The organism is Kitasatospora sp. NPDC029367 (assembly GCF_055569135.1).
The window spans coordinates 1-24,190 of sequence record NZ_JBVHYH010000086.1; the positions used below are offsets into that span (position 1 = coordinate 1).

Consider the following 24,190-nt stretch of genomic DNA (forward strand, 5'->3'; position numbering starts at 1 on the left):
TGTCGGGGGTTTGTTCGGGGGTTGTTGGGGGGTTTCCGGGGGGGCGCCTGGGGTGGGGGGGGGTGGCGGGGGGGTGCGCCCCCCCGCTTCACCCCGCTCGGCTGGATCCGTGTGCCCGGGGCGTCAGTTGACGTAGAGGGCGGGGCTGCCGGCGACCGAGCTGTCGGTGACCGGGCCGTAGGTGGCGCTGAAGTAGCCGGTCGAGAAGCACAGACCGGGGCCGGAGACCAGGTTGGCGGCCTGGTTGGAGAAGCTGATGCTGTTGCCGCTGTTCGAGGTGGAGCCGGTGATGCCGCTGGGGCTCTGGTAGACGCAGTTGACGGTGCCCAGCAGGGTGTTGAGGACCACGGTGATGCCCACCGGGCCGGCGCTGGTGCCGTTGAGCGAGGCGCCGCCGCCCGAGGTGACGGTGTTGGTGTACGGCAGGCTGGTGGCCGTGACGCTCTTCACGCTCCGGACGCCGATGACGTTGGAGGTGCAGGAGCCGAAGGACTGGCTGTTGAGCTGCTCGGTCGCGCTGCCGGGCGCGGTCGGGTTGGACGTCACGGTCGCGGAGAACGAGGAGCTGGCACAGCTCACCCCGCTGGTGCTGCCCGCGCCGTTGGTGAAGGTCGCGGCGGTGCCGGGCGCCAGGTTGGCGACCAGGGTGTCGCCGACGGCGATGGCCGGGCCGCCGGCGCTGCCCTGGGTGAGGACGGCGGGGGAGGCGGCCTGGGCCGGTGCGACGGCGGCACCGGTGAGGGCGAAGGCGGCGAGGGATGCGGCTGCGAGCGTGCGACGGATGCGCATGAGGGTGCCTCTCTCCGTCCGGAGACGGGTGGGGGAATCCCGGCGTGCGGGTGTGGTGGTGTGCACGACGGGGGAGGTGCATGGCGTACCGGGAGCCCTGTCGGACCACGGGTGCGGGCGGGCCCGGCGCCACGGGCCCGCTCCTGGGGTACGACGGTGTTCGTGCAGCGGTGCAGCGGTACCGGTGCAGCGGTAGCAGAGGTACTGGTGCAGCGGTACAGGTGCAGAGGTACTGGTGCGGCGCTGCGACGCTGGTGCGGTGGCTCCGTGGTGGGGCGGTCCGGGTACGGCGGCACGGCGCGGGGCCGTGCGGACGTGCGGTCTCGCGGGGTGCACGTCGGCGGCTGCCACCGCCGCGGGCCCGGCTCCCGCCCTGGTCCGGCGGTCCGGGCGGCTCGCCCGGGGCCGTCGGAGCCCCTGGATCCGACCGGTCGCGGCCTGCGCGCCGACCGATTGGAAACCTGGCAGTGTTGTAAACCCGGCGTTACGTCAATGTCAATACAGGACACAGGAGTTGGTGATGGATCCCAAACACCTCCGGAGTGCCGACCTGATCCTGCTGCCGGGTGCCCGGACCGGCCGGGATCCGGCCAGGTCGATCAAACCGGGGCCGCGCCGGCAGCCCGCCGGGGTGGTCGCCGCGACCCAGCGCGAACGGCTGCTGGACGGCCTGGTCCGGACGGTGGCCGAACGCGGCTACCAGCACGCGACGGTGAGCGACATCTGCCGCGCGGCGGGCGTGACCAGGCCGGTCTTCTACGAGCTGTTCAGCGGCAAGGAGGACGCCTTCCTGGCCGCGCACCGGTACGGCACCGGGGTGGTGATCCGGCGGATGGCGGCGGCCTTCGCGGCCGAATCCGACTGGTGCTCCGGGATCCGGCAGGCGCTCGGCGCGATGCTCCAACTCCTCGCCGGGACACCGTCCTTCGCGGTCATGGCGGTGATCGAGATCGAGGCGGTCGGCCCGGCCGGTCGTCGTGAGCGGGAACAACTGCTCAGCCGGTTCCGGGCGTTCTTCGCCGAGGTGCCACAACTCCCGGGCGGGGTAAGGGTGCAGGAGATGGTCGATGCCGTGGTGGGCGGCGTCTACAGCGCGGTCTACCGGCGGATCTCCTCCGGCCGTACCGATGAACTGCCGGATCTGCTACCGGTGTTGAGCATGTTCTGCCTCGCGCCGTTCCTCGGGCCGGACGAAGCGGCCGACCGGCTGGAGGGCCCGGCCCGGAGGATTGGTGAAGATCCTTCGTGCACCCGTATTGACCCGGCGAATACCGGGCAGTAGCTTCCCAGTTACTCAACGCGCTCCGAACGGACCCGCCCCGCTGCCGAGGGGCGGACGGCCCCGCTCGGGGCGCGGAACGCTGTCCGCGCCAGGACAACGTGCCAGCTGCCTGCACACCCATTCCACCCACAGGGAGCACACATGGCCATGTCCGAGGAAGCCGCCGCCGCGGCGGAGACCCCGCAGACGCCGACCGGGAGGAGAAGGGGACGGGTCCGCATGAAGCGCTCCGCCCTGATGGCCGTACCGGCCGTCGCGGTCGGGGGCATCCTGATGACCCTCACCGCCCAGGGCGTGCTCGCCGCGCAGTTCTCCATCTCCGGCATGCCGTTCACCATCACCGCCGACAAGCTCGACGGCGAGGGCTTCGCCCAGTTCGGCTCGCTGGACTCGATGATCCCGGACAGCCCCAACGCCGGCAGCACCGGCGGGCAGGTCCTGGTCGCGGTGTCGGCGATCAAGACCGCCCAGATCACCAACCTGTGCCAGAGCGTCGACCTCGGTGGCGTCAACCTGGTGATCCACGCGGGCGACAAGGGCACCCCGGTGTCCGCCTCCGACCTCACCACCGACTCCGATCTGCTGTCCGGCGACGCGGAGTTCAAGAACATCGAGATCGGCGGCGACGCCAGCACCTACACCAAGGCCGGCCCGGTCGGGAAGGGCCAGCCGGGCGTCTTCGGCCAGCAGGCCGACCACGTCACGCTGTCCAACCTCAACCAGCACAACTACGCGAGCACCGCCGTCGGGTTCAAGCTGCCCAACCTCCGGCTGAGCTTCAGCTCCAAGGGCTGCTGAACATGACGGAGTCCGTACCGGAGCCGGCCGCGACCGGCGAGGGCGCCGCCGAGCGGACCGAGGAGGAGGTGGCCGCGGGGACGGCCGCCGCCACCCCCGCGACCGCCGCCCCCGTCGCCGGCCCCGCCGCAGCTCCCGCAGGGGCCGTCGCTCCCGCCGGAGCCGCCGCCGCGGCCGCTGCGCCCGCGAGCCCCGCGGGCCCGGTCAGGCGCGACTGGCGGGGTAACCGGCCGTTCTGGGGCGGGCTGCTGGTGACCCTCGGCGGCGCCGAGATCCTGTTCACCCTGTGGGCCCCGCTACCCGTCCTGCTGCACATCTCACTGGTGGGCCTGGCCGGGTACCTGGTGCCGTCGGTGATGCTGCTGTGCGGCCTGCTGATCCTGTTCAACCCGACCCAGCGGCTGTTCTACTCGATCCTCGCCGCGCTCGCCTCGCTGGGCAGCTGGGTGACCTCCAACCTGGGCGGCTTCCTGATCGGGATGCTGCTCGGGGTCGTGGGCGCCTGTCTGACCTTCGGGTGGGTGCCCGACCAGCCGCTGCGCCGTGGGAGGCAGCGGCGGGAGGACCGGCGCGCCGCGCGCCGGGCGGGGGCCGGGGCCGGGGCCGGAGCAGGGGCGGCCGGGGTCTGAGGACGGCGGCCTCCGGGCAGCGGCGCATGGCCTGCGGGGTGCGGGCCGGGGGCTGCTGCCTGGGGGTTGCGGCCCGTGGGCTGCGGTATCCGGGCTGCGGCCCGAGGGCGAGGGCCCGCCGGGGGTCACCCGCGGCGCCCCGCGCACCGGTGGTGGGAGAGCACCGGGTGCGCGGGGCGCTCCGCCCTGCCCGGGCCGGGCGCCGCGAGCACCTCGCCTGCGTCAGCGGCCCGGCCGGGATGACCGCCGCGGTGCGCTCCGAACTCCTCGCGGCGGGGCTCCCGTTGGAGCGGGTCCGGTTCGACGGGGCGGTCCACCGGTGGACCGCCGAGCGTTGGGACTCACCGGTAGCAGTACGAGTCCGAGGAGGCGTCCCCGCCCGCCAGGTGGGTCTGGTGGACGCGCAGGCCGCGGAAGTCGGCGCCGTGCGGGAAGAACCGCTCGTCGACGCTCAGGCCGCCGGCCTCCGGGTCGGCGTCCAGCTTGACCATCCACGGTTCGATGCCGTCCGGGTAGAACTGGTCGTCCCAGGCGCCGTAGAGCGAGTTGGTGAGGTAGAGCCGCCGCCCGTCCCGGCTGATCTCCACCATTTGCGGCGCCCCGCTCAGCGGCCGCTCCGGTTCGGCCGGGTGCGGAGTGCGGGCGGCGACGCCGCCGAGGCGGACGGAGGAGGTGAGCCGGGGGTGGAACGGGTCCGACACGTCGTACTGGAACAGCTCGCCGGTGCCCCAGGCCGACACGTACAGCCAGCGGTCGTCCACCGACAGGTTGAGGTCGGTCACCAGCGGCGGCACCGCCCCGAACGGCCGTAGTACGGGCGGGAGTTCCTCCGCCCGGGCGGGCTCGACCGGGATCTCGATCACCTTGCGGGCGGTGAACGCCGGGCCCTCCCGGTACCAGAGCCAGACCGAGGAGGAGAGGTCCGCCACGTTCACCACCACCCCGGCGAAGCCCCACTCCGCCTGCGGGTCGTGCGCGGGGCGCAGTTCCAGCACCATCTGGTACTGGTCGCCCAGGTCGACCCGCTGGAGGTGCCGACCGGTGCCCAGCTCCCAGAAGTGCAGCGCGTGCCCGTACTTGCGGGCGAGCAACTGCTCGGGCAGCACCCCGTCCTCGACCATCCACGGGGTGCCCCACTCGCTGGTCACCCCCACGCCCGTGCCCAGGTGCCACCAGACGTCGTACGCGAAGTGCTGCGGTCCGCGCTCCGTCTCCCACGGGCGCAGCACCTCGAAGGTGGTGTGGTCCAGCAGCGCCACCCCGCCGGGCCCGTCCCCGCCGTCACCCGCGCCCAGGCAGGACAGGAAGACGCCTTCCGGGCCGCAGTGCAGGGTGTGCGGACGCGAGTAACCCGCCCTGGCGGCAAGCTCCTTGGCCTCGACCGTCTTGACCAGACGCGGCCGCACCGGGTCCGGCCGGGTGTCCATCACGTGCAGCCGCGACGACCGCAGCCCCGGGAGGAGCAGGAACCGCCGTTCCGGGTTCTCGTGGCAGGCGTGCGCCAGCGCGCTGGAGCAGGCGTTCCAGCCGAAGTGGTGCAACTCGTCGCCCAGCGTCGGCAGTTCGGAGAAGTTGAGCACCGTCCCGTAGCTCGCCGAGGCCGGGTCGGTGTCCACCGTGAGCAGGGCATCCGGCTGCCGGCCCGCCCGGTCGAACCCGGCCACGTACGCCAGCTTCTCCGGCGGCGCCGCGATCGCCTCGGCCGCCGAACGGTAGAGCGACGGATCGATGTGCCCGTGCTGCATGCAGACTCCCCAACTCGCCGTGTCCGTCCGGGAAGCGTTCCACACGAGCACCGGCGCACAGCAGGCGCACGCGAAGCGGCCGGGAAGCGCGGACGGCTGCCCCTGCGCGGTGCACGACCGCATCCGACCGCATCCGCGAGGGCGACATCCGGGGCACCCTCGTCCAGGCCGGGACCGCGACCGTGCGGGCGGCCCCCAGCCGCCGACCATCGGCACACCGGCCTGGCGCCGTCCGCCCCGGAGCACCTCGGGGCGGCTGCCGCGCGGGTCCGGGCTACCGGCCGGTATGGTCGGGGGCGGAACGGGTGGTGACCTGCCGGAAGGGCGGGCGGAGCAGAGGGACGGGTGCGGCGGCAGATGGAGTTTCGGGAAGACATCCTGGGTGCCCCCTACGAGGCGGCCGAGCTGACGCTGCGGCCCGATGACGAGGGCGCGGTCTGCGCGACGCTGGTGCGGCGGCTGGTGCCGGGCGCGGAGCGGGCGGTGCTGTACGTCCACGGGTACAACGACTACTTCTTCCAGACCAACCTGGCGGACCACTACACCGCGCTCGGGTTCTCCTTCTACGCCCTGGACCTGCGCAAGTACGGGCGCTCGCTGCGGCCGCACCAGTCGCCGAACTTCGTCCGCGACCTCGCCGAGTACGACGAGGAGATCGACGAGGCGGTGCGGATCATCCGGGAGGTGGACGGGCACCGGCAGCTGCTGCTGAACGGGCACTCCACCGGCGGGCTGGTGGGGGCCCTGTGGGCGGGCCGCCGGGCCGGGCGCGGGGTGGTGGACGGGCTGTTCCTGAACAGCCCGTTCCTGTCGATGCCCGCCGGGGCGGCCGTGCGGACCGCGGGCGGGCCGGTGGTGACGGCGCTCGGGCGGATGAAGCCGACCCGGATCCTGCCGTCCTCACTGAACCCGCACTACACCCACAGCCTGCACAAGGACCACAAGGGCGAGTGGGACTTCGACCTCGCCCTCAAGCCGGCCGAGGGCTTCCCGCTGTACGCGGGCTGGCTGGCCGCGATCCACCAGGGGCACCGGCAGCTGCGGCGCGGGCTGGGGATCGACGTGCCGGTGCTGCTGATGGCCTCCACCCGGTCGGTCTCCACCACCAAGTGGCACAACGCCCTGCACCACGCCGACGGGGTGCTGCGCGCCGACGACATCGCCGCGCAGGGGCCGAGGCTGGGCCGGCACGTCACCGTGGTGCGGATCGAGGGCGGCATGCACGACCTGGTGCTGTCCGGCGAGCAGGCCCGGACCGAGGTGTTCGCCGAGCTGGACCGCTGGCTGGCGGCCTACCTGGACGTGCGCCCGGTGGGGGAGCCCGAGTGACGGACGGGCCGGTGGACGGGCGCGCGGACGGGCGGGCGGACGAGCCGGTGGAGGCGGACGAGCCGGTGCCGGTCGGGCGGGCCACCGACCTGGGCTTCGCCAAGCTCATGCCGGACATCGACCGGGACGGCGGCTGGCTGCTCACCCTGGACGGCACCCCGCAGTCGTACGTCGACCTCGCCGACCCGACCCACCTGGAGTTCGAGTACACCCGTCGACTCGGCCACCTCGCCGACGCCCTGGCGCCCGCCGGCCGGCCGCTGGACGTGCTGCACCTGGGCGGCGGCGCGCTCACCATGCCGCGCTACCTGGCCGCCACCCGCCCCGGTTCGCGGCAGCGGGTGGTGGAGGTGGACGGGCCGCTGCTGGAGCTGGTCGCCGAGCACCTGCCCTGGCAGGGCCCCGGCGCGGACGTCACCGCGACGGTCGGCGACGCCCGGGCGGCCCTGGCGGCCACCCCCGCCGACTCCCAGGACCTGCTGATCGCGGACGTCTTCCACGGCTCCCGCACCCCGGCGCACCTCACCTCGGTGGAGTTCCTGCGGCTGGCCGCGGCGGCGCTGCGCCCGGGCGGCTGCTACGCGGCCAACCTGGCGGACGGCCCGCCGCTGGCCTTCGCCAAGGCCCAGGCGGCCACGGTGCGGGCGGTGTTCCCGTACGTCTGCCTGGTGGCGGAGGCCCCGGTGCTGCGCGGGCGCCGGTACGGCAACATCATGCTGGCCGGTTCCACCGCGCCGCTGCCGGTGGCGGAGCTGACCCGGCTGCTGGCGGGCGACATCTTCCCGGCCCGGCTCACCGACGGCGCGGAGCTGGCCGCCCTGGTCGGCCGGACGGCCCCGGTCACCGACGCCGAGGCCACCGACTCGCCGCCCCCGCCGGACGGCGCGTTCAGCGTGGGCTGAGCCCGGCCGGGTCGGGACGCCCGGCCGGGTCAGGACACCGGGCCGGGCCACGGGACGTCGGTGGCTACCGGGGCGGAGTAGTCGACGCCCGGCACGGCGAAGCCGTAGAGGCGCTGGACCTCGGCGTGGAACCAGTCGAGGTCGGCGAGTTCGGCCACGGTGTCGGTGGTGGCGGCCGCCCAGCGTTCGGCGACGGCCGCCTGGACGTCGTCGGCGAGCTCCCAGCCGTCCAGCCGGACCCGGCCCTCGTCGTCCAGGAGGAGCGGGGCGGCGCCGGTGAGCTGGTCCCACAGGGTGGCGAGCTGGTGCACCGGCGGGACCATGCCCGCGCCGAGGACGCCGCGCAGCAGCCCGGTGTAGAGGGCGATGCCGGGGACGGCGGTGGAGGACTGGGTGACGGCGGCGCCGTTGACGGAGGTGACGGCCCGTCCGCCGACCGCCTTGCCGAGCCGCTCGTCCAGGGCGCGGGCGGTGGCCTCCAGGTGGGCCTTGGCCGCGCCGATGGTGCCCTGCCGGTAGATCGCCGCCGTCAGCGGGGAGCCGATGTAGGAGAGCGCGGCGGTGGTGAAGCCCTTGCCGAGGAGCCCCCGGGCGGAGAGCTGGTCGATCCAGCGCTCCCAGTCCGCCCCGCCCATCACGGCCACGGTCTGCTCGATGTCGTCGCCCTCGGCCGGTCCGGTCTCGACCTCGCGCACCTCGGGGCGGCCCTGGTCGTCGAAGACGAGGGTCCTGGTGCGATCGGCCCGGCCGATCGGCTTGAGGACGGAGGCGTAGCCGGCGCCGGTGTCGGGGTCGGTGCGCCGGGGCGCGGCCACCGAGTAGACCAGGTGGTCGAGCCGGCCGCCGAAGCGCTGCTCGATCAGCTCGGCGACCTGGTCCTTCATCGCGTCGGAGAAGGCGTCGCCGTTGAGGAGGACCACGTCCCGCCCGGCGGCGCGGGCCAGTTCGGCGGTGGCGGCGGTGCGGTACCAGCCGGCCGTGGCGGTGCGCCGCTCGGTGGGTCCCTTCTCGAAGGAGACCAGGATGCCGCGGATGCCGGCCCGCTTGAGCCCGGCGACGGTGGCCGCCAGACCGTACCCGGCGGACGAGCCGATGATCAGGGCCACCGGCCCTTCGCCGTCCGGGAGTCGGTCCGGGTCCGGGCAGTCCTGCCACAGGCCGGCCACCAGTCGCGCGCAGCCCGCCGGGTGGGAGTCGAGGAAGAGGAACCCCCGGTTGCGGGGGGTGAGAACGCGCTCGCTCACGATGGCAGTCCTTGGGTGGGCCGGAAGTCGGAGGCGGCGGCCGGAGGCGGTGCCGCGTGCTGTTCAGTCTGGGACAGCGCGGAGGCGGGCAGCGGCCGTCACCGGGCACAACGATCACGAGTCGATCTTGGAGTGTTCCGCCACTGACGTCCCGCTCCGCGTCGCGGCGCGTCGCCGGAAGGGGCGGCGCGGGGCGGGTGTCAGAATCGGCGGGTTCATGCCGGAGCACGGTGCACGTCCGAAGGAGCGAGCGTTGAGCGGTGGCGGGGAACGGCCGGAGTTGGGGAAGGTGCCGGAGACGGCGCTGTGGACGCTGTGGCACCGGGCGGTGGAGGCCCGGCGGCCCGACACGGTGCTGCACGATCCGGTGGCGGTGGAGCTGGTGGAGCGGATCGACTTCCCGTTCGCCGACCGGTTCGGGCAGTCGCCGCTGGTGAGCCAGCTGCAGGCACTGCGGGCAGCCTGCTTCGACCGGGAGGTCGCGGACTTCCTGGACCGTTGCCCGCGGGGCACCGTGGTCGGCCTCGGCGACGGGCTGGAGACCCAGGCCTGGCGGGTCGACAACGGCCGGGCGAGCTGGCTGTCCGTCGACCTGCCCGAGACCGCCCGGCTGCGCGAGCAGCTGCTGCCGCCGGACGAGCGCCACCGGATCCTCGCCTGCTCGGCCACCGACCCGCGCTGGATGGACGAGGTCGACCCGGACCCGGCCCGCGGCGTGCTGATCACCACCGAGGGCCTGCTGATGTACCTGCGCCCGGACGAGGTCCGGGCGCTGATCGCCGGCTGCGCCGAGCGCTTCCCGGGCGGCGCGCTGGTGCTGGACGCGGTGCCGCGCTGGGCCGCCCGCCGGGCCGTGGCGGGGAAGCTGCGGGACCGCCACTACCAGGCCCCGCCGATGCCCTTCGGCATGGACGCCGACGAGCTCGGCAAGCTGGCGCAGGCCCACCCGGCGGTCACCGGCGTGCGGGAGGTGTACCCGGAGGGCGGGCGCGGCCTGCTGCGCGCCGTGCTGCCGCTCGCGCGGGTGATCAAGCAGCGTCCGTCGGTCGTCGCACTGCGTTTTACCGAATCTTGAGGAAATGCCGGTCGACCTGGAACTATGGGGGGCGGGGCGTACGTCGTAACGACGGGTGATCGGCCAGGGGGACGGGCCGCCCGGCACGTTAGGCTGCGCCCCGGGGGAGCGGCCAGGGTGCCGCCATCGGACAACCGCCGGGACGGGCGTGCGGCTCCACGGGGAGCCGACCCCGGACCGACCTGCCACGGAGGTACTGGCCTTGCACATCGACGCCTGGATCGAGAGCGTCCCACCGACCGCGGTGTACGCCCTGATCGGCCTGATCATCGGGATCGAGTCGCTGGGCATCCCGCTGCCCGGCGAGATCGCGCTGGTCACGGCGTCCCTGATGTCGGTCAAGGGTGTGGTGAGCCCGTGGGGGATCGCGATCTGCGCGATCGCGGGCGCGATCATCGGTGACTCGATCGGCTACTCGATCGGCCGCAAGGGCGGCAAGCCGCTGTTCGAGAAGCTCGGGCGGAAGTTCCCCAAGCACTTCGGGCCCTCCCACCTCGCCACCGCCGAGCGCTCCTTCCAGAAGTGGGGCATGTGGGCGGTCTTCTTCGGCCGCTTCATCGCCCTGCTGCGCATCTTCGCAGGTCCGCTCGCGGGCGCCCTCCGGATGCCGTACTGGAAGTTCCTGATCGCCAACGTGCTGGGCGGCGTGATCTGGGCCGGCGGCACGACCCTGCTGGTCTACAAGGTCGGCAAGGCCATCGAGCCCTGGCTGTCCCGGTTCTCCTGGGCGGGCCTCGCGGCCGCCGTGGTGATCGGGGCGATCTCGGCCTGGGTGATGAAGCGCCGTGCGGCCAAGACCCACGCCAGGATCGAGGCGGAGGAGGCGGCCAAGGCCGCAGCGGCCGCCGAGGCCGGCACTGCCGCGGCGTCGGCGAAGGCGCCCGTCGCCGAGTGACACCGTACGGCCGCCCACCGGGGCGGCCGCGAAGGAGCCGACCCACGGCCAGGCCGCGGGTCGGCTCCTTCGCGTTGTGCCCGGCCCCGCCCGCACCGGGCCTGCCCGCCCGTGGGCCAACACCGGGCCGCCCGCGCCGGGCCGCCCGCGCCGGGACGCCCGCCCCGCCACGGGCGCAGCCGAGCTGCCGCTACGCTCGGGGCTGACCTGCGGGAACGCGCCCGGCTGCGGCAGCCGGACGCCCGGCCCGCGCGGCACACCGAGGAACGGAGACAACGTGCGGATCGGACTGCTGGGCACCGGCACCTGGGCGGAGCGGGTGCACGCACCCGTGCTCGCCGAGCACCCCGGGCTGGAGTTCACCGGCGTCTGGGGCCGCCGTCCGGAGGCCGCCGAGGCGCTGGGCGCCGCGCACGGCGTGCCCGGGTACGGCGACCTGGACCGGCTGCTGGCCGAGGTGGACGCCGTCTCCATCGCCCTGCCGCCGTCCGTCCAGGCAGGACTCGCGGTCCGGGCCGCCGGGGCCGGCTGCCACCTGCTGCTGGACAAGCCGGTCGCGTTCACGGTGCCGGACGCCCGGGCGGTGGCCGAGGCGGTGCGCGCCCACCGCCTCGCCTCGGTGGTGTTCTTCACCGTCCGCTTCGGCGGCGAGCAGATCCCGTGGATCGAGCGGCAGGCCGGGCTCGGCGGCTGGTTCACCGGCCGCTCGGACTGGCTCGGCTCGGTGTTCGCCCCGGGCAGCACCAGCCCGTACGCGGCCTCGCCCTGGCGCCGGGACAAGGGCGCGCTGTGGGACGTCGGCCCGCACGCGCTGTCCGTACTGCTGCCGGTGCTGGGTGACGCGACCGAGGTCACGGCCGTCGCCGGGCCGCTGGACACCGTCCACCTGGTGCTCCGGCACGCCGGCGGCGCCTCCAGCACGTTGGCGCTGAGCCTGACCGCCCCGCGCGCGGGCGGCGGCGTCGCGATGGAGCTGCGCGGCGAGCACGGGGTGGCTCGGCTGCCCGAGCGCGGCGAGGGCCCGACGGTGGCCCTGCACCGGGCGGTGGACGCCCTGCTGGCCTCCGCCGCCTCCGGCGAGGCGCACCCCTGCGGGGCGGACTTCGGCCTGCGGGTGGTGGAGGTGCTGGCGGGTGCCGAGCGGTCGCTGGCCGTCGGCGGCCCGGTCGCGGTCTGAGCCGGGATCAAGTGCTCTGGGCGCGGGGGGGGGGGGGGGGGGGGGGGGGGGGGGGGGGGGGGGGGTGGGGGGGGGGGGGGGGGGGGGGGGGGGGGGGGGGGGGGGGGGGGCGGGGGCGCCCCCCCCACCGCCATCCGTCCGTCAGATGCCGAACGGCGCCGGGTAGCGGACCGTACCGGCGGGCAGCGGGTGGTCGGCGTCGAGGGCGGCCCGGACGGCGGCCGAGCCGGGAACTTCGCGGGCCGGCGCGATCGCTCAGGCCGGCGGCAGGCCGGGCGCGGTGGACTCCGGGCGGCGGTCGGTGGGGCGGGCCGGCGGGATGACGGGGGCGCGGAAGTCGCGCGGGCCGGTCCACAGGGCGGGGACGGCGTCGCCGCGGCGGGCCAGTTCGTAGGCCAGGGCCTCGTAGTTGACCCGCCAGCCGCGGAAGTGCCGCCAGGCGTCCTCGACCGGGCGTTCGCGCGGGAAGCCCGCCGCGGTGATCATCGCGACGGCGCCCAGGTACTCGGCGTAGCTGAGGCGGATCGGGGTGTCCGGGGCCGGGTCGGCGTCGAAGTCGATCCGCAGCGAGCGGCCGATGTCGCGCATCGCGGTGAAGCCGGCCCGGATCACCAGCCGGGCCTCGGGCGGCGCGGACTGCGGGCAGAGGGCGAGGTGGAGGGCGGCGGCGTCCATCACCGCGATCAGCCCGACCACCCAGCTGCGGTTGGGCTGGGGGGAGCGGAAGGCCAGCAGCACCGGGTAGTTGGAGTGGCTCTCGCCGATGTCGGCGGCCAGCCGCTCCCAGTCGCGGTAGAGCTGGGGGAGGGCGGTCTCGGTGTCGACCAGGGACTGCCGGGCGAGCAGCTCCGGGCCCCAGGCGGGTTCGCCGGCCCGGGACTGCAGCAGCGTCACCTCGGTCTCGCGCCGTTGGTAGGCCGCGTACAGGGTGGGCAGGTAGGCGATCTGCAGGGCGATCACCAGCGGGCCGCTGGCGGCGGCCATGAAGTCGATCGCGGACAGCTGGAGGCGCTCGCCGCTCGCGTAGCCGAGGGTGAAGAGGCTGGAGCCGGCCTCCCGGATGGAGATCGACCAGCTGAGCTCCGAGGTGCCGTGCAGCAGCAGGGTGTAGGCGAGCAGCATCCCGCTGAGCCAGACCGTGAGCATGCCGAGCAGCACCAGCGGGGCGAGCCAGGTCAGGGCGCGGTCCTGGGCCCGGTAGGTGCCGAAGGGGGTGGCCCACAGCCGCAGTACGGTGCGCAGCAGCGCCCAGAGCCGGAACACCAGGGCCGAGTAGAGCCCGCGGGGGACGACCAGGGTGCGCAGGATGCTGCCCACGACGAGCAGGAGCAGCAGCACGCCGATCAGGGTGTGGATCAACCTCATGGCGCCATTGTGGCGGTAGGCCGCCGGGGGTGCGGTGCGAAGCCCCCGGTCAGGGCGCGGATCTTCCGGGTGCGGTTCGGTTCCCCCGCCCGATATGAACATGATCACACCGATCTCGCCCGTCCAAAGGACGGCCGCTTCGGCATCTAACGGGGTGGAGGGGGCCGCCCCAGGAGATCGGAGACCGGATGCGCGCACAGCAGGGTGGGGAAGCCGAGGAGGAGAGGACCGGACGCCGGAGGTGGCGTGCGCTGCGGCGGATCGACTACCCGCGCCGCGGTCGGCGCGGGGTCCGGCGCTGGCTCCCCTCCTGGCGGCAGCTGCTCCTGACGACCGGTCTCGGGATGGCGGTGCTGACCGGCCTGGCGGGCTGGTTCTACGCCACCACCCACGTCCCGGAGGACCTCAACGCCTTCGCCACCCAGCAGAGCAACGTCTACTACTGGGCGGACGGCACCGAGATGGCCCGGGTCGGCGAGACCAACCGGCAGGAGGTGCCGCTGAGCCAGGTGCCCGAGTCGGTCCAGTGGGCGGCGCTCTCCGCCGAGAACGAGACCTTCTACTCGGACCCGGGGGTCTCGCTCAGCGGCATCGGCCGCGCCGTCTACGAGATGGCCACCGGCGGCGACACCCAGGGCGGCTCGACCATCACCCAGCAGTACGTCAAGAACATCTACCTGAACCAGCGCCAGGACGTCTCCCGCAAGCTCAGCGAGATGGTCATCGCGGTCAAGCTGGGCCGGCGGATGAGCAAGCAGGACATCCTGGCCGGCTACCTGAACACCAGCTGGTTCGGGCGCGGCAGTTACGGCATCGAGCGGGCCGCGGCCGCGTACTACGGCAAGGACGTGTCGCAGCTCGACCCCAGTGAAGGGGCCTTCCTGGCCGCCCTGTTGAAGGGCGCCGGGCAGTACGACCCGGCGGTGAGCGCGGAGAACCACGCGCGGGCCGTGGAGCGGTGGTCCTGGATCCTGGACCGGATGGTCGACACGGGCAAGCTCTCCGCCGCCGAGCGGGCCCGGTACACGGTCTTCCCCGAGCCGCGGACACCGCCCAGGGCGGCCGGGCTCGGCGGCCAGATCGGCTACCTGGTCGACCTGTCCAGGGGCTTCGTGGAGAGCCACAGCGACATCACCCCGGCCCAGTTCGACCTCGGCGGCTACCAGATCCGCACCACCTTCGACCGGGCGAAGGTCAACGCCCTGGCCGCGGCCGTGCAGGAGGCCACCAAGGGTCTCGACCCGGACCACCGCGAGGCCGACAAGCTGCTCAAGGTCGGCGCCGCCTCGGTCGCCCTCGACGGGCGGATCGTCGCCCTCTACGGCGGCCCCGACTACCGCAAGCAGGGCTTCAACAACGCCAACACCTCGACCGTGCCGATGGGTTCGGCCTTCACCCCGCTGGTGTACGCGGCCGGGCTCGACCAGGGCGTGCAGCGCCGACGTGACGGCGGCCGGTCCCCGGTGACACCCGGCACCACGTACGACGGCGACAACGGCGTCAACGTGATGACCCCGGAGGGGCCGTACTGGGGGCGGGACGGGAAGATCGTGAAGACCGCCAACGACGGCAGGCGGAACTGGGGCCCGGTCAGCCTGCGCAGCGCGGTCGAGCAGTCCGTCAACGGGCCGATGATGCAGCTCGGCATGGACGTCGGCCTCGACAGGGTGCAGCAGACCGCGGCGGCCCTCGGCCTGCTCCCCGAGAGCCTGGGCGAGCTCGTCCCCGCCTTCGGCGTCGGCAACTCCACCCCGAGCGCGATCCGCGCCGCCGACGCCTACGCCGCCTTCGGATCCGGCGGCAGCCACACCGACCCGTACTCCGTGCTGGGCGTCACCCGCAACGGCGCGCCCGTCGACCTGCGGCTGCCCACCGCCGCCCGGGTGCTGCCCGCGGCCGTGGCGGCCGACGTGGACACCGCCCTCAAGGGCGCCGTCCGCGGCGGCAGCGCCCAGGCGCTGGCGGGCGCGGGCGCCGGCCTGGCGGCGAAGCCCGGCACCACCCCGGACCGCACCGCGGGGTGGACGGTCGGCTACAACGGGCAGCTGTCGACGGCGGTCACGGTCTTCCGGGCGGACCTCAAGGACATGAAGCTGCAGTCCCTGGAGGGGGTCGGCGGGGCCGCGCCGGACACCCCGGACTCGGAGCTGCCGGGTCGGATCTGGGCGGCGTTCATGAAGACCGCCGGGCAGTAGCGGCCGCCGTCGTCCACCCCGCCCACGGGCGGAGCTTCTCCGGGTTGCGGACCACCCAGATCCGGGACACCCGGCCGTCCGCGACGTCGAACGCGGCCACCGTCAGCACGACGCCGGCGCGCCGGGCCACCAGGCCCGGTGCGCCGTTGACCGAGCACTCCAGCAGTTCCATGCCCGGGGCCCGGTCGGCGACGGCCAGCATGTACTGGGCGATCAGCGCGCCGCCCGCCACCGGGCGCAGCACGGTGCCCACCAGGCCGCCGCCGTCGGCGGTCATCACGGCGGCCGGGTCGAGGACGGCGACCAGGGCGGCGATGTCCCGGCTCTGCCAGGCCTCCTTGACCCGCCGTACGGTGTCGGCCCGCGCGATCGGGGCGGCCTGGGCCGGGGCCGGGCCGATCCGGCGGCGGGCGGCGGAGGCCAGCTGCTTGCAGGCCGCCGGGGTGCGGTCGAGGACGGCCGCGATCTCGGCGAAGGGGTAGCGGAAGACGTCGTGCAGCACGAAGGCGACCCGCTCGGCCGGGGTCATCGACTCCAGGACGACCAGGAAGGCCATCTCCACCGACTCGTCCAGCACCACCTGGTCGGCGAGGTCGGGGTGAGCGCCGTGACCGGGCAGCGGTTCGGGCAGCCAGGCGCCGACGTAGCGCTCCCGCCGGGCCCGGGCCGAGCCCAGCACGTCCAGGCAGATCCGGCCGGTGACGGTGGTCAGCCAGGCGCCGGGGGCCCGTACCTCCCGGCGCCGGTCGGGCGGCAGGGCGTACCAGCGCGCGTACGCCTCCTGCACGGCGTCCTCGGCCTCGGTCAGCGAGCCGAGCAACCGGTAGGCGACGTTGATCAGTTGGCCTCGCTCGCCGACCGTGCCGTCGGTGCCCGCCCCCGCTGCCGCCATGCGCTCGCCTTACCTTTCGTGGGCCCGCGTCGTCGGGCTTGGTGAGACCCTACCGAGCCACCGCCCCCGGGCGGAGAAGAGGACCGCGACATGGCCACCCCGACGACGACCGCGCCGCACGGATTCCCGTTCCTGCGGGCCGCGATCGCCCTGCAGACCCTGACCATCCTGCTCCAGGCCGTCTCCGCCGGACTGCTGCTGGCCACCTCCTACGGGGAGACGCTGCACAGCGCCGGCGCCCGGGTGATGTACGGGGCGTCGATGCTCTACCTGCTCGCGGCGGTGCTGGCGTGGAAGCCGGGCGGCGGCCCTGTGCGACCGGTGTGGGAGGCCTCCGGCTTCCTGGCGCTCGCCTCGGTGCAGGTGGTGCTGGGCATCGCGCACGTCCCGGCGGTCCATCTCCCGCTGGGGGTGCTGATGTTCGGGCTGAGCCTGCTGGCGCTGGCCCGGCGGTGAGGGCGGGCGGCCGTCCCCGGGCGACGGAACGTCACTTCACCAGGCGGGACCAGTCCCCCGGCTGGCCGGGGTCGAGTTGGCGGAGCCTGTCGAGGACCTTCGGGTCCTGGGCGTCCAGCCAGTCGGCGACCTGGCGGAAGGAGACGCAGCGGACGCCGTCCTGGTGGCAGACGTTCTTCACCACGTCCTCGACGGCGTCCATGTAGATGCCGCCGTTCCAGTCCTCGAAGTGGTTGCCGATGAACAGCGGGGCGCGACTGCCGTTGTAGACCCGGTTGAAGCCGGCCAGGTAGCTGTCCCGGGCCTCCTTCTCCCAGTCGGCGAACTTCTTCGGGTCGCCCTTGGTGGTGTTGCCGGACTGGCCGGCCAGGAAGTTGAAGTCCATCGACAGGCCCTGGGAGGACCTGGCCGGGAAGGGCAGCAGCTGGAGCGGGAAGTTCCAGATGCCGCCCTGCTTGGTCGGCCAGACCTGGAACTCGCCCGGGGAGCTGGCGTCGTAGCGGAAGCCCGCGGCCTTCTCGGCCGGGAGCAGGTTCTTCTGCCCCTCCAGGCACGGCGCGCGGCCGCCGACCAGCTCCTTGGTGTAGTCGAAGGGCAGCGGCGGCAGGTTCTTGAAGCCGGTGTTGGTCTTCCAGTTGGTGACGAAGGAGACCGCCTGGTCGAGCTCGCTCCGCCACTCCTCGGTGCTCCACTCGCCCCCGCCCTTGGTGCCGCAGAAGTGCCCGTTGAAGTGGGTGCCGATCTCGTTGCCGTCCAGCCAGGCGAGGCGCAGCTGCTCCAGGGTGTCCTTGATGTGGGGGTCGGTCGCGTAGTCGATGGACGCGTCGCCCGGGTTGTGCCGGGGCGGGTGGTAGAGCGAGCGCTTGGACTTGGGCAGGGTGTAGAGGCCGCTGAGGAAGTACGTCATCTGGGCGTTGTTGTCCGCGCCCAGCTTGCGGAAGCGGGAGAACAGGTGGTCGTCGCCCTCCAGGGCGCCGTCCCAGGAGAAGACGACGAACTGCGGCGGCTTCTCACCGGGTTTCAGCTTCTCCGGCTTGGACTGCTTGGGCTGCGGGCCGGTGTAGGAGGTGGAGCCGTCCCCGAGCAGGTGGACCTGGCCGTCCCAGGTGGGCGTCGGGGTCGGGGTGGGCGCGGGCGCCGGGTCGGCGGGGCTCGCCTCCGGGGCCGCCGGGTCGGGATCGGGGGCGGCGGCGCCCGGTCTGCCCTCGGAGAAGGAGTCCCCCGTGGTGAGCGTGAGGGACGCGACGACCCCCACGGCCAACAGGACGACCGCACCGCGAGCAGTCCGCACGGATTCCCTTTCCTTCGGCCGACATCTTCGATCACACAGGGTTCTCCCTTGATCGATGACCGGAGCCGTCGGAAACGTTGCACGGGAGGTCGTACGAGTTTTCGGACGGGCGTCCGGCCGGCCGGCGGCCCTACTCCGCGGCGGGGCGCGGGCCGGCCGGTGGGGCGCCGCTGACGGCGGCCTCGTACAGGTCCTCGACGGCGGGGCCGAAGGCGGCGCTGTAGGAGACCTGGGGGGTGTTGCCGCCGGTGTGGTAGCCGCCGATCACGCCGATCACCGCCCAGCCGCCCGGCCACGGCACCAGCATCGGCCCGCCCGAGGTGCCGCCGGTGAAGGCGTCGCAGGCGATGCGCAGGAAGGTGCCCGGGTCGGCGGGGTCGTCGCTGGGCCAGCGGGTGGTCCGGCTGAGGCACTCCAGCGGCTGCTGCGAGCCGCCCGGGTAGCCGATCATCCGGACCCACGGGTGGACGTACCCCGTGCCGGTCAGCAGGCGCACCGCGCCCGCCGCGTCCTCCAGGCGCTGCCCGGCCTGGTTGGGCTCCGTCACCGCGAAGCCGAAGTCGTAGGCTGCGCCTGCGTGTTCGCCCCGGTCGTAGTACTCCTGGGCGACGTAGACGCCGTCGGCCCGGACCGGGAAGACGCCGAAGGGCGTGAGCCCGTCGTGGTACTGCGGCACGAACGCCAGGTGCCGCTTCGGGGCCCGGCCCGCGTACCCCTTGAGGCAGTGCCCCGCGCTCAGGGCCAGGTCGCGGCCCGGGCTGTGCACCACGGAGCCGCTGCAGGTGCGGCCGGTGCCGTCGGCGTCCGTCCAGAAGAACGCGCCGGCCTGGGGGATGCCGTCGAAGCTGTGGCTCGGCGGGATGAACTCGCCGGGCCGGGGCCCGTCCCCGGTGCCCGGGGCGGCGGGATCGGTGCGCTGGGGGAGTGCGGCCGCCAGGCGGGCCGGTGTCCAGTAGGCGCTCGACCCCCCGGGCTCCGGGGTCGCGGCGGAGGCGGCCGGGACGAGGCCGGCGCCCAGTGACAGCAGGGCGGTCGCGAGTGTCGCCGCCCGCCTGACGGCTTTCGTCCCGTACGCCATGGGGTCGTCCCTCTCTCGTCCGTGTGACGCCGTATCCGTCGGCACCTGGATTGCATTGTCGCGAACCCGTCAGCAGGTGGGGCCGGAACGGCGGCATTCGGCCCAGGCCCGGGCCGGGTGCCATTGACACGGGAGCGCCTCCCCTGAATGCTAAGCAAGCGCTTAGTCAACCTCCGTCGTCCCCGAGGAGCCGCCCGATGTCGCCGACCCCCGCCGACCCGCCCGGCCTGGACCTGGCCCGCCTCCGCGCCCACCTGGACCGGGAACTGCCCGGCACCGTCCGGGGCCCGCTGCGGGCCGAACTCATCGAGGGGGGCCGCTCCAACCTGACGTACGCGCTCACCGACGGCACCGGTCGCTGGGTGCTGCGCCGGCCGCCGCTGGGGCACGTGCTGGCGACCGCGCACGACATGGGGCGCGAGCACCGGGTGATGTCCGCGCTGCGGGACAGCGAGGTGCCCGTCCCGGGCATGCTGCTGATCGACCACGGCACCGAGGTGCTCGGCGCGCCCTGGTACCTGATGGAGCACGTCACCGGCGTCGCGCACCGGGACCGCAGGACCCTGGCCGGCCTCGGCGAGCAGCGGACGGCGGCGCTCGGCCGCCGCCTGGTCGAGACCCTCGCCGCCCTGCACCGGATCGACCCGGCCGCCGTCGGCCTCGGCGACTTCGGCCGGCCCGAGGGCTACCTGGAACGCCAGCTGCGCCGCTGGTCCACCCAGTTGGAGAAGTCCCGCAGCCGGGACCTCCCCGAGCTCGACCGGCTGCACGCCCTGCTCGCCGAGCGGCTCCCCGCCTCGCCCGCGCCCGCCCTGGTGCACGGCGACTACCGGCTCGACAACGTCCTGGTCGACGACGCCGACGCGATCACCGCCGTCCTCGACTGGGAGATGTCCACCCTCGGCGATCCGCTCACCGACATCGGCCTGCTGGTGATGTACACCGAGCTGGCCGGCGTCGGTGGCGGCATCATCCCCGACGCCATGACCGCCCCCGGCTTCCCCGCGGCCGACGGGATCGTCTCGTACTACGCCGAGCTGACCGGCCGCCAGGCCGCCGACCTGGACTGGTACGTGGCCTTCGCCTCGTTCAAGCTGGCCGCCGTCGCCGAGGGCATCCACTACCGCTTCCAGCAGGGCCGCACCCTGGGCGCGGGCTTCGAGCGCGCGGGCGAGATGGCCCCGATCCTCGCCCGGCACGGACTGACCACCCTCAAGGAGGGCTGAGCACCATGGACTTCGCCTACGACGCCCGGACGAACGAGCTCCGCGAGCAGCTGCTTGCCTTCATGGCCGAGCACGTCCACCCCGCCGAGCCCGTCCTCACGCAGCAGTTGGCCGACCCCGACCGCGAACCCTGGAGCGTTCCGCCCGTCGTCGCCGACCTCCAGACGCAGGCCCGCAAGCAGGGCCTGTGGAACCTGTTCATCCCGGGGGAGCACGGCGCCGGGCTCACCAACCTCCAGTACGCCCCGCTCGCCGAGATCACCGGCCGCAGCATCCAGCTGGCCCCGCCCGCCCTCAACTGCGCCGCCCCCGACACCGGCAACATGGAACTCCTCGCCCAGTTCGGCAGCGCCGAGCAGCAGGAGCGCTGGCTGCGGCCGCTGCTGGACGGCGCGATCCGCTCCGCGTTCGCGATGACCGAGCCCGAGGTGGCCTCCTCGGACGCCACCAACATCGCCACCCGGATCGAGCGCGACGGCGACGAGTACGTGATCAACGGCCGCAAGTGGTACATCACCGGCGCGATGAACCCGGACTGCAAGGTCTTCATCGTGATGGGCAAGACCGACCCGGACGCCGCCGCGCACCGCCAGCAGAGCATGGTGCTGGTGCCGCGCGACACCCCGGGCCTCACCGTCAAGCGCGGCATGACCGTCTTCGGCTACGACGACGCCGACCACGGCGGCCACGCCGAGGTGCTGTTCGAGGACGTCCGGGTGCCCGTCGAGAACCTGATCGGCGAGGAGGGCGGCGGCTTCGCCATCGCCCAGGCCCGGCTCGGCCCGGGCCGGATCCACCACTGCATGCGGGCCATCGGCCTCGCCGAGCGCGCGCTGGAGCTGATGTGCCGCCGGGCGAGCGAGCGGGTGGCCTTCGGCCGGCCGCTCGCCGAGCAGGGCGTGGTGCAGGACTGGATCGCCGAATCCCGGGTCCGCATCGAGCAGTTGCGGCTGCTGGTGCTCAAGACGGCCTGGCTGATGGACACCGTCGGCAACCGCGGCGCGCACACCGAGATCCAGGCCATCAAGATCGCCACCCCGCGCACCGTCGAGTGGATCCTCGACAAGGCCGTCCAGACCTACGGCGCCGCGGGCGTCAGCCAGGACACCCCGCTCGCCCAACTCTGGGCCGGCAATCGCACCCTGCGCCTGGCGGACGGCCCGGACGAGGTGCACAAGCGCTCGCTGGCCCGGCGGGAGCTCAAGCAGTACCGCTGAGCACCCGGTACGGACCCGGCCGACCACCTCGGGCGGTAGGGCCCCGGGTCGCCCCCCGGCCGGCCCGTAAGGGTGTCATACCGGGGTAGTCAGGGAGACTTGGCTCCCCGGTATGACGGCTCCGGCGCGCCCCGCCCGTAGCGTCTGCCCTGTGACCGATCGGGACGAGGAGACTGGCATGGGCAGGCGGGGACGGGCCGTGGCGGCGGTGCTGTTGGCGGCGTCGGCGACGCTCGGGGTGACGGGCGCGCCGGGCGCGGTGGCGGCGCCGGCGGTGGACGACGGGGGCGGTCGGCAGGCCACGGCCTGGCTGCCGCAGCCGACCGGGCCGTACCCGATCGGGACGACCTCGCTGCGGCTGACCGACGCCGGGCGCGAGGACCCCTGGAAGCCGGGCCGCGGGCGCGAGTTGATGGTCAGCCTGTGGTACCCGACCGCCCGCCCGGCCACCGGCGGGGAGCGGGCCCGCTACATGGAGCCCGCCGCCGGGGCGCACTTCGGCGGCGACACCGGGGTCGGTGAACTCAACTACCATGTGCGGCCCGGCAGTACGGACTGGTCGGGGATCCTCACCCACGCCCGCCGGGACGCCCCCGCCCGGCCCGGCGGCCCCCGCCCGGTGGTGCTGTACTCGCCCGGGCTGGGCGACCCGCGCACCTGGGGGACGGCCCTGGTGGAGGACCTCGCCTCGCGCGGCTACGTGGTCGTCACCGTCGACCACACCTACGAGGCCTCCGAAGTCGCCTTCCCCGACGGGGACCTGGCCACCTCGGTGTTCCCCGCCATGCTGCAACAGCCCGGTCTGGACGTCGGCGCCGTGCTGCGCAAGTCCCTGGCCGCCCGGGTGGCGGACACCCGCTTCGTCCTGGACGAACTCTCCGGGCTGCGCCGGGCCCCGGGCCTGCCGGCCGGCGTCGCCGCCTCGCTGGACCTGGACCGGATCGCCATGGTCGGCCACTCGGCGGGCGGCTTCACCGCCCTCCAGGCCATGCACGACGACCCGCGGATCGCCGCCGCGGTCAACCTGGACGGCCAACTGCACTTCCCCGGCCCCGACGGCCAGACCGGCGTCTTCCTGCCCGACTTCGTCGAGGACGGCCTGGACCGCCCGTTCCTGCTGATGGGCACCCGCAGCGAGGACTCCGGCAGCTACCGCGGCCAGCCGGGCTGGAACGCCCTGTGGCAGCACAGCACCGGCTGGCACGCCGACCTCACCCTGGAGGGCTCCCGGCACGGCTCCTACACCGACGCGCAGTCCCTGCTGCCGCAGCTGGCCCGCCAGGGCGCCGTCACCCCGGAGGTGCTGGCCGGGGACGTCGGCGACGTCCGCCCCGACCGGGCCGAGCTCGCCACCCGCTCCTACGTGGCGTCCTTCCTCGACCGCTGGCTGCGCGGCCACGACGACCACCTGCTGGACGGCCCCTCGGCCCGCTTCCCGGAGATGACGTACGAGCGGTAGCCCGTGCCACCACACCTTGCTTCAGGAATGCAGGTGCGCCGCGACGTACGGAACGGCGATCTGGTCCACCCCGCGCGTGCGGCCGAAGGCCGGGTGGACGTTGACCTCGAAGACCACGCCGCCGCTCTCGGCGGCGAGGTCGACGCCGGCCAGCGGCAGGCCCAGGGACTTGGTCGCCTGGATCGCCAACTCGGCGAGACCCGGGGGGATTTCGTCGACCTCCAGCAGGGTGGAGACGGCGCCCCGGCACTCGTTGCACGGCGCATCCGGGTCCGCCTGGACGTGCTCCGTCGCGCGGACCACCCGGCCGCCGAGGACGACCACCCGGTACTGGTGGCGCCGCCCGTCGGCGGTGAAGTTCCGGGCGTCCCGGGCGATCAGCCAGGCTTCGTCGAGATCCGCGTAGTGTCGTGCGGCGGCGGCGAGTTGGGCGTGGGTGGTGACGTGGAAGACGTCGTCGCCGCCCATGCCGACGCACGGCCGGGCCCAGACGTCGCCGCCGAGCCGCTCGAAGGCCTCGACGGCGGCCTCCGGGCTCGGCCGGGAGAGCGTGATCGTCGGCATGTGCGGCACACCGTCGCGGGTGAAGCGCTCGACCGTGAGGTCCTTCTCGGTCGCCGCGCGCCAGGCCTCGACGTCGGTGCCGAGCGAGCGGACGCCGGCCGCGCGCAACTGCCGCTGGCAGTGGGCGAAGGCGGGGCGCCGGTGCGGCGGGATCTCGTAGACGACCACCGCGTCCGTGGTCACGACACGCCCTTCGGCCTCCAGCCGGACGGTACTGTGGCCCACGGCTTCGATCCGGCCGGTGGCGTCTCGGGAGCCGTCCGTCATGAAGTGCCGCGCGTCCAGCAGGACGGGCTCGCGACCGGTCAGCCGCCGGGCGGCGGTGGCCATCGCGTCCCGGGTGCCCTCGGTCGAGCTGTGATCGGTCAGAAGAACGAGGTCTCGTCGGCCCATGGGGCCATCGAATCGGTGGGCGGCCGTCCCGGACAAGGACGCCTTGCGAGCCACCGGGCGTGGCGCTCTGGCCGAAACCGCCCCGTGCCGCCGTCGGTCGACGGTGAGCACCAGCTTGCCGACCGTCATGGAACCGAGGCAATGGCTTACCAAGTTGCGTTTTTAACCAGGTAACGATTTCATGGGTGG

At 74.1% G+C, this 24,190-nt stretch carries 21 protein-coding genes; 13 read left to right on the forward strand and 8 right to left on the reverse strand.

Features of this window, described 5'->3' with window-relative positions; all coding sequences use genetic code 11:
- Window positions 1–123 precede the first annotated feature (123 nt).
- Window positions 124–789, reverse strand: a complete 666-nt coding sequence (locus ACZ4W5_RS32800) for a Tat pathway signal sequence domain protein (protein WP_360230506.1) — start codon at window positions 787–789, stop codon at window positions 124–126.
- Window positions 790–1,309: 520 nt separating this feature from the next.
- On the opposite strand from ACZ4W5_RS32800, the gene ACZ4W5_RS32805 reads away from it, so the two are divergent.
- From ACZ4W5_RS32805 to ACZ4W5_RS32815, 3 genes are all read left to right on the forward strand, one after another.
- A complete protein-coding gene (locus tag ACZ4W5_RS32805; RefSeq protein WP_360230508.1) occupies window positions 1,310–2,071 on the forward strand; it encodes a TetR/AcrR family transcriptional regulator in 762 nt (253 codons plus the stop codon).
- A 141-nt stretch (window positions 2,072–2,212) separates the two neighbouring features.
- Entirely contained in the window at window positions 2,213–2,869 is a 657-nt protein-coding gene (locus ACZ4W5_RS32810; protein WP_360230510.1) for a DUF6230 family protein, read from the forward strand.
- A 2-nt stretch (window positions 2,870–2,871) separates the two neighbouring features.
- Entirely contained in the window at window positions 2,872–3,498 is a 627-nt protein-coding gene (locus tag ACZ4W5_RS32815; protein WP_465658648.1) for a DUF6114 domain-containing protein, read from the forward strand.
- 341 nt (window positions 3,499–3,839) lie between these two features.
- Here ACZ4W5_RS32815 and ACZ4W5_RS32820 read toward each other — a convergent pair whose 3' ends face one another.
- A complete protein-coding gene (locus ACZ4W5_RS32820) occupies window positions 3,840–5,243 on the reverse strand; it encodes a selenium-binding protein SBP56-related protein (protein ID WP_465658649.1) in 1,404 nt (467 codons plus the stop codon).
- 357 nt (window positions 5,244–5,600) lie between these two features.
- Between ACZ4W5_RS32820 and ACZ4W5_RS32825 the strand changes: the two genes are divergently transcribed.
- Both ACZ4W5_RS32825 and ACZ4W5_RS32830 read left to right on the forward strand, forming a co-directional pair.
- Window positions 5,601–6,572: an alpha/beta hydrolase gene (locus ACZ4W5_RS32825; protein ID WP_360230516.1), complete on the forward strand. Its 972-nt coding sequence runs from the start codon at window positions 5,601–5,603 to the stop codon at window positions 6,570–6,572.
- 107 nt (window positions 6,573–6,679) lie between these two features.
- Window positions 6,680–7,474 (forward strand): spermidine synthase, encoded by a 795-nt coding sequence (locus tag ACZ4W5_RS32830; protein ID WP_360230825.1) that lies wholly within the window; start codon window positions 6,680–6,682, stop codon window positions 7,472–7,474.
- A gap of 29 nt (window positions 7,475–7,503) precedes the next feature.
- Here the strand turns inward: ACZ4W5_RS32830 and fabV are convergent, their stop codons facing one another.
- A complete protein-coding gene (fabV, locus tag ACZ4W5_RS32835; protein ID WP_465658651.1) occupies window positions 7,504–8,718 on the reverse strand; it encodes an enoyl-[acyl-carrier-protein] reductase FabV in 1,215 nt (404 codons plus the stop codon).
- A 253-nt stretch (window positions 8,719–8,971) separates the two neighbouring features.
- Here fabV and ACZ4W5_RS32840 point away from each other — a divergent pair, with 253 nt between their 5' ends.
- The 3 genes from ACZ4W5_RS32840 (at window position 8,972) to ACZ4W5_RS32850 (ending at window position 11,865) form a co-directional block, all read left to right on the forward strand.
- On the forward strand, window positions 8,972–9,793 hold the full coding sequence (locus tag ACZ4W5_RS32840; protein ID WP_465658652.1) for a class I SAM-dependent methyltransferase: 822 nt from the start codon (window positions 8,972–8,974) through the stop codon (window positions 9,791–9,793).
- A gap of 202 nt (window positions 9,794–9,995) precedes the next feature.
- Window positions 9,996–10,688 carry a DedA family protein gene (locus ACZ4W5_RS32845; RefSeq protein ID WP_465658653.1) on the forward strand — a complete coding sequence of 231 codons (693 nt, stop codon included), beginning with the start codon at window positions 9,996–9,998 and terminating at the stop codon, window positions 10,686–10,688.
- Window positions 10,689–10,965: 277 nt separating this feature from the next.
- A complete protein-coding gene (locus ACZ4W5_RS32850) occupies window positions 10,966–11,865 on the forward strand; it encodes a Gfo/Idh/MocA family protein (RefSeq protein WP_360230524.1) in 900 nt (299 codons plus the stop codon).
- A 255-nt stretch (window positions 11,866–12,120) separates the two neighbouring features.
- On the opposite strand, the gene ACZ4W5_RS32855 is transcribed toward ACZ4W5_RS32850, so the two are convergent.
- The gene (locus ACZ4W5_RS32855; RefSeq protein ID WP_360230526.1) at window positions 12,121–13,230 is read right to left on the reverse strand and encodes a hypothetical protein; all 1,110 of its coding nucleotides are present in this window, start codon (window positions 13,228–13,230) and stop codon (window positions 12,121–12,123) included.
- 188 nt (window positions 13,231–13,418) lie between these two features.
- Here ACZ4W5_RS32855 and ACZ4W5_RS32860 point away from each other — a divergent pair, with 188 nt between their 5' ends.
- Window positions 13,419–15,425 carry a transglycosylase domain-containing protein gene (locus ACZ4W5_RS32860; RefSeq protein ID WP_465658656.1) on the forward strand — a complete coding sequence of 669 codons (2,007 nt, stop codon included), beginning with the start codon at window positions 13,419–13,421 and terminating at the stop codon, window positions 15,423–15,425.
- Here the strand turns inward: ACZ4W5_RS32860 and sigJ are convergent.
- On the reverse strand, window positions 15,403–16,317 hold the full coding sequence (gene sigJ / locus ACZ4W5_RS32865) for an RNA polymerase sigma factor SigJ (protein ID WP_402477089.1): 915 nt from the start codon (window positions 16,315–16,317) through the stop codon (window positions 15,403–15,405). The genes ACZ4W5_RS32860 and sigJ overlap by 23 nt on opposite strands.
- A 90-nt stretch (window positions 16,318–16,407) precedes the next feature.
- On the opposite strand from sigJ, the gene ACZ4W5_RS32870 reads away from it, so the two are divergent.
- Window positions 16,408–16,773: a hypothetical protein gene (locus tag ACZ4W5_RS32870; RefSeq protein ID WP_465658658.1), complete on the forward strand. Its 366-nt coding sequence runs from the start codon at window positions 16,408–16,410 to the stop codon at window positions 16,771–16,773.
- Window positions 16,774–16,804: 31 nt separating this feature from the next.
- On the opposite strand, the gene ACZ4W5_RS32875 is transcribed toward ACZ4W5_RS32870, so the two are convergent.
- A complete protein-coding gene (locus tag ACZ4W5_RS32875) occupies window positions 16,805–18,064 on the reverse strand; it encodes a polysaccharide deacetylase family protein (protein WP_465658660.1) in 1,260 nt (419 codons plus the stop codon).
- Window positions 18,065–18,194: 130 nt separating this feature from the next.
- On the reverse strand, window positions 18,195–19,142 hold the full coding sequence (locus ACZ4W5_RS32880) for a trypsin-like serine peptidase (RefSeq protein WP_465658662.1): 948 nt from the start codon (window positions 19,140–19,142) through the stop codon (window positions 18,195–18,197).
- 197 nt (window positions 19,143–19,339) lie between these two features.
- Between ACZ4W5_RS32880 and ACZ4W5_RS32885 the strand changes: the two genes are divergently transcribed.
- The 3 genes from ACZ4W5_RS32885 to ACZ4W5_RS32895 all read left to right on the forward strand — a co-directional run bounded on the left by ACZ4W5_RS32885 (window position 19,340) and on the right by ACZ4W5_RS32895 (window position 23,044).
- A complete protein-coding gene (locus ACZ4W5_RS32885; RefSeq protein WP_465658664.1) occupies window positions 19,340–20,368 on the forward strand; it encodes a phosphotransferase family protein in 1,029 nt (342 codons plus the stop codon).
- Between the two features lie 5 nt (window positions 20,369–20,373).
- Window positions 20,374–21,585 carry an acyl-CoA dehydrogenase family protein gene (locus ACZ4W5_RS32890; RefSeq protein WP_465658666.1) on the forward strand — a complete coding sequence of 404 codons (1,212 nt, stop codon included), beginning with the start codon at window positions 20,374–20,376 and terminating at the stop codon, window positions 21,583–21,585.
- Between the two features lie 178 nt (window positions 21,586–21,763).
- Entirely contained in the window at window positions 21,764–23,044 is a 1,281-nt protein-coding gene (locus ACZ4W5_RS32895; RefSeq protein ID WP_465658668.1) for an alpha/beta hydrolase family protein, read from the forward strand.
- A 21-nt stretch (window positions 23,045–23,065) separates the two neighbouring features.
- Here ACZ4W5_RS32895 and ACZ4W5_RS32900 read toward each other — a convergent pair whose 3' ends face one another.
- Entirely contained in the window at window positions 23,066–24,001 is a 936-nt protein-coding gene (locus ACZ4W5_RS32900; protein WP_465658669.1) for an ATP-grasp domain-containing protein, read from the reverse strand.
- Between the last annotated feature and the right edge of the window lie 189 nt (window positions 24,002–24,190).

Coding starts and splice junctions, on each gene's coding strand:
- ACZ4W5_RS32895 (WP_465658668.1), top strand. CDS start 21,764: ATGGGCAGGCGGGGACGGGCCGTGGCGGCGGTGCTGTTGGCGGCGTCG.
- ACZ4W5_RS32800 (WP_360230506.1), bottom strand. CDS start 789: ATGCGCATCCGTCGCACGCTCGCAGCCGCATCCCTCGCCGCCTTCGCC.
- ACZ4W5_RS32885 (WP_465658664.1), top strand. CDS start 19,340: ATGTCGCCGACCCCCGCCGACCCGCCCGGCCTGGACCTGGCCCGCCTC.
- ACZ4W5_RS32900 (WP_465658669.1), bottom strand. CDS start 24,001: ATGGGCCGACGAGACCTCGTTCTTCTGACCGATCACAGCTCGACCGAG.
- sigJ (WP_402477089.1), bottom strand. CDS start 16,317: ATGGCGGCAGCGGGGGCGGGCACCGACGGCACGGTCGGCGAGCGAGGC.
- ACZ4W5_RS32870 (WP_465658658.1), top strand. CDS start 16,408: ATGGCCACCCCGACGACGACCGCGCCGCACGGATTCCCGTTCCTGCGG.
- ACZ4W5_RS32820 (WP_465658649.1), bottom strand. CDS start 5,243: ATGCAGCACGGGCACATCGATCCGTCGCTCTACCGTTCGGCGGCCGAG.
- ACZ4W5_RS32830 (WP_360230825.1), top strand. CDS start 6,680: ATGCCGGACATCGACCGGGACGGCGGCTGGCTGCTCACCCTGGACGGC.
- ACZ4W5_RS32805 (WP_360230508.1), top strand. CDS start 1,310: ATGGATCCCAAACACCTCCGGAGTGCCGACCTGATCCTGCTGCCGGGT.
- ACZ4W5_RS32880 (WP_465658662.1), bottom strand. CDS start 19,142: ATGGCGTACGGGACGAAAGCCGTCAGGCGGGCGGCGACACTCGCGACC.
- ACZ4W5_RS32825 (WP_360230516.1), top strand. CDS start 5,601: ATGGAGTTTCGGGAAGACATCCTGGGTGCCCCCTACGAGGCGGCCGAG.
- ACZ4W5_RS32860 (WP_465658656.1), top strand. CDS start 13,419: ATGCGCGCACAGCAGGGTGGGGAAGCCGAGGAGGAGAGGACCGGACGC.
- ACZ4W5_RS32890 (WP_465658666.1), top strand. CDS start 20,374: ATGGACTTCGCCTACGACGCCCGGACGAACGAGCTCCGCGAGCAGCTG.
- ACZ4W5_RS32815 (WP_465658648.1), top strand. CDS start 2,872: ATGACGGAGTCCGTACCGGAGCCGGCCGCGACCGGCGAGGGCGCCGCC.
- ACZ4W5_RS32855 (WP_360230526.1), bottom strand. CDS start 13,230: ATGAGGTTGATCCACACCCTGATCGGCGTGCTGCTGCTCCTGCTCGTC.
- ACZ4W5_RS32810 (WP_360230510.1), top strand. CDS start 2,213: ATGGCCATGTCCGAGGAAGCCGCCGCCGCGGCGGAGACCCCGCAGACG.